The organism is Chromohalobacter sp. 48-RD10, assembly GCF_029889785.1.
In the GTDB taxonomy this organism is placed as follows: domain Bacteria; phylum Pseudomonadota; class Gammaproteobacteria; order Pseudomonadales; family Halomonadaceae; genus Chromohalobacter.
Window position 1 is genome coordinate 1 of record NZ_JARANX010000067.1, and the last position, 3,335, is coordinate 3,335.

The following is a 3,335-nucleotide window of genomic DNA, read 5'->3' on the forward strand; positions in this document are numbered from 1 at the left end:
TTGGGGTAATGCAGTGTGCGCCTCACGGGACTCACGATCAGGTAGATCATGGCAATGAAGTTAGCCTCGTTCCGGTAGCCGCGTGCACGTGACCTGGCTGCCTGGCACAGGCTGTTCATGCCTTCTAGGCGCGCATTGTTGGCCACTTCATCGCGCATCACGTTCAGGTTGTGGGAGCCGCCAGCGAGCGCCCTGTGACACCGCCGTCTGCTGGATCCACCTTAGCTTCTCCTTGATGATCCAGACATCCGCCGTGGCACTACGATCTCTGACTAGCCCATGGAGCGCCGCGATTTGGCTGGCCGTTAGGTTGCCGGCCTCGGTGTTCTGCAACATTGCCCAGAGCAGCACCTTGAGAGGCCATTGTTGGCGACGCTCTCGCTTACGAACCCCGTCCAGCCCCTAGTAAAGATCTGCACGATGTTGGAACCAGTCTATGGTGACTTCGGCGCTCGATCACCCCGCTGAGGAAGGCCTGAGACATGTCCCCCCCCTCGATGGACGTGGCCCGGGTCACCGTCGTGCCCGGCCAGAAAGCCGCGAATGTCTCAATGGCGGCCTTTTCGTGACCGGGACGGCACCGTCATCGGCTCCTGAGGACGCTACATATCGAGGAACACGGTGACATAGCGCTGGCCGCGGTCTCATCCAGGCCGGTGACTTTGACCTCGGACAGGCCCCATGTCCCAGCATCCAGTGCCAGTGGTGCACGATGCGCCAAAGGTGCTTGTCGGAGATCTCTAGCTGCCGGGAGACCGGCCAGCACCGGCATCTCCTTGATCAACGACATAGTCACCTATTCCGAACAGCAAGGTAAAGTCGCTGCCGGGGCGTGCCCGGGGCACCTCGATGCGCTTGGTGCCATGCTCGGGGCACTTAGTACGTGGGACGCGCGCATGCAGGTAGCCGTGGTGCTGGAAGAAGCTCAGATGCCGCCAGGTCTTGTCGGCAAAGTCATGGGCCGGGCGAGAGGCTGCCTCGCTCGGCCTCGACATAGAGGTCCAGGCGTGGATGTATCAAGGTGCTGGTTTGGGGTACCCAGGGCGATTCCAGGCCCAAGCCGAAGGGCAGAATCTGGGTGCCGTCCATGCTCTACTTCCTGTCCATGCGGAGGTCATATCCCGACTCAGTTCATGGGGTGAATTCCACGCCCAACAACGAAGAGCCCAAAAAATGCGTGAGTATAAATTATTGCTTTGCATTGTTAAGGAGTTTTGAGCCAATGTTTGAAGAGCTAATTCTGGTTGGTGGGTTTAGGAAGTCAGGGACATCGTCGCTGCATAATTATATTGTTTCTAATTTTAGTGAAGTAACTGCCCCAGCGATAAAGGAGCCTCAGTTTTTAAGTTTATGTGACTTAAGTAATAGAGAGCATATGGCTTGGTATGAAAAGCTATATGGCTATAATGGACGTAATATCCCATTAGCAGTAGATAGCTCGACGCTTAACATATTAAACTCTGATTCGTACTTGGCTGCTAATAAGTTAGCGAAAAAAGTTAAGGTGTTAGTAGTGACAAGAGATCCTGCAAAGCGCCTAATTTCTTCCTATTGGCATATGGCTTCAAAAGGTAATGGTCATGAGACGCGTTCATTAGATGATATCGTTAATTCTATACCTGTTGATATCGGGGAAGGAGTGTTTGATTATGAAGACGGGCTTATTAAAAAGGCAGGAGAGTTAGGAGATATAAATATAGGGTATCTGTCAAAAAATTATTTAAAGGAGTTATATGGAGTTGGGTTTACGGTAAACATTTTCGACCCTTATATAATGTACAGATATTTTGGAGAATCTTTATATTCTCGATGGTTTAATAATTTTCCTACAGGTGACGTCTTCATAACTTCCTTGGAGAAGTTGATAAATGATGAAGGCGAAGTGGATAGAGTGGTTGAATATCTAGGCCTAGATCCCGTAAGACCCAAGAAATCTTTTCTTAGTGAAAAGAATAGGAATAAAACTTATGACCGGCGGGGGTCGGTATTGGCTGGTTTGGTGGAAGCTTCAGTAATAAAGAATATGAAAAAAGTACTTCCTCAGAAGCTGAAAGAGGGTATTAAGTCCACTGTGTATGGAGATGTTCCTAAAGTCAGTGTTGAAACTACAAAAAGAATAGAAAAGATTCTACGGCCTGAGTATGAGTACTGGAAAGCTTCAAATATCGACTTGCTTTGGAATAGAAATGGTTCATAATAAAGAGAGATATTTGGTTCTTGATGTTCTGAGGTTTATTTTGGCGCTTTTTGTCGTCATTTATCACTTGTTTTTTAGGGGAGGAGTGACTGGGGATCGTGTCGTAGAAAGCTTTTCTCTAATAGAGATTCTCTCTAAGTATGGTTTCTTGGGGGTTCAGGGTTTTTTTATAATCTCTGGATTTGTGATCTCCTTGAGCGCAAAAAATAAAACCCCGTATGAGTTCTGCATATCTAGAGCTTTGCGATTGTACCCGGCTTTTTGGATTTGCTGTATTTTTACATATATCATATTGGCAATAGATAGGCCTTTCTTTTGGGATATAACATTCTTTGAGTTCTTGAGAAATTTAACCATGATGGAGGGTTTTTTCCAGAGGAAGTATGTAGATGGTGTATATTGGACATTAACGGTAGAGTTGCTGTTTTATTTTTATATTTTTCTCATGATTGTGTTTAAGGTGTTTAATGATCGCATGCTGTTTGGCTTAAGCCTGCTGTGGTCTATAATGTCATGCGCCACTTACGTTCTTGATATGCAAAACAGTTTCTTGGCTAAAGTGTTGATCTTAAATTATTCTTCTTATTTTTGTCTAGGTGTCTTGTTGTATATATATAAGGATAAAAAGTTTGATGTGCGATCCTTTCTGGCTATTTTCTTAGCATTTGGCGCATGCTATTTAGAAACCTTGAACAAGGCTCGCGAATTAAGCGAAAGGTTTGGTTATTTTTATAACCACTGGGTAATGCTAGCGTTTGTATTCTCCGTCTTCCTGGTAATAAGGTTTTTCAGCAGGCGGGAGATTGACTTGCCTGCAGCAAAGTATTTAGCCTTTTTAGGAGCCTCTACATACCCTTTATATCTTCTGCATCAGAACATAGGTTATGTTGTTATCAATAATTTTGCTACGTACTCTCCACCAGAAACTATAGCCGTTTTCGTGCTTCTTCTTATGGTTGTTACAGCTCTGGTTGTATCGATGTTTTTAGAACCTAGAGCAAGAAGCGGGATGAAAGTGGTAGTAACAAAAATTGAAAAAATAATTTTTTAAAAACTGATGGCATAAGAGCCAAGCAGCGTGGATAAAGAGGGAGTGCTTGGCTGTTTGATTTAACATTTTAGAGAAAATGTATATAGT

The 3,335-nt window shown here is 45.3% G+C and carries 3 protein-coding genes and 2 pseudogenes; 2 read left to right on the plus strand and 3 right to left on the minus strand.

All coding sequences use genetic code 11. The features are described 5' to 3' along the window. From OP496_RS16875 to OP496_RS16885, 3 genes and pseudogenes are all read right to left on the minus strand, one after another. Nucleotides 1-128: pseudogene (locus OP496_RS16875) on the minus strand (ISL3 family transposase); the annotation flags it as partial. Between the two features lie 671 nt (nt 129-799). Further along, nucleotides 800-965, minus strand: a pseudogene (locus OP496_RS16880) (transposase family protein); the annotation flags it as partial. After that, nucleotides 955-1,089 carry a hypothetical protein gene (locus OP496_RS16885; RefSeq protein WP_280564976.1) on the minus strand — a complete coding sequence of 45 codons (135 nt, stop codon included), beginning with the start codon at nt 1,087-1,089 and terminating at the stop codon, nt 955-957. The pseudogene OP496_RS16880 and the gene OP496_RS16885, both read right to left, overlap by 11 nt. A gap of 133 nt (nt 1,090-1,222) precedes the next feature. On the opposite strand from OP496_RS16885, the gene OP496_RS16890 reads away from it, so the two are divergent. Continuing rightward, a complete protein-coding gene (locus OP496_RS16890; protein WP_280564978.1) occupies nt 1,223-2,197 on the plus strand; it encodes a sulfotransferase domain-containing protein in 975 nt (324 codons plus the stop codon). Next, entirely contained in the window at nt 2,187-3,248 is a 1,062-nt protein-coding gene (locus OP496_RS16895) for an acyltransferase (protein WP_280564980.1), read from the plus strand. The genes OP496_RS16890 and OP496_RS16895 overlap by 11 nt, the downstream gene beginning before the upstream one ends. Nucleotides 3,249-3,335 lie beyond the last annotated feature (87 nt).

Coding starts and splice junctions, on each gene's coding strand:
- OP496_RS16890 (WP_280564978.1), top strand. CDS start 1,223: ATGTTTGAAGAGCTAATTCTGGTTGGTGGGTTTAGGAAGTCAGGGACA.
- OP496_RS16885 (WP_280564976.1), bottom strand. CDS start 1,089: ATGGACGGCACCCAGATTCTGCCCTTCGGCTTGGGCCTGGAATCGCCC.
- OP496_RS16895 (WP_280564980.1), top strand. CDS start 2,187: ATGGTTCATAATAAAGAGAGATATTTGGTTCTTGATGTTCTGAGGTTT.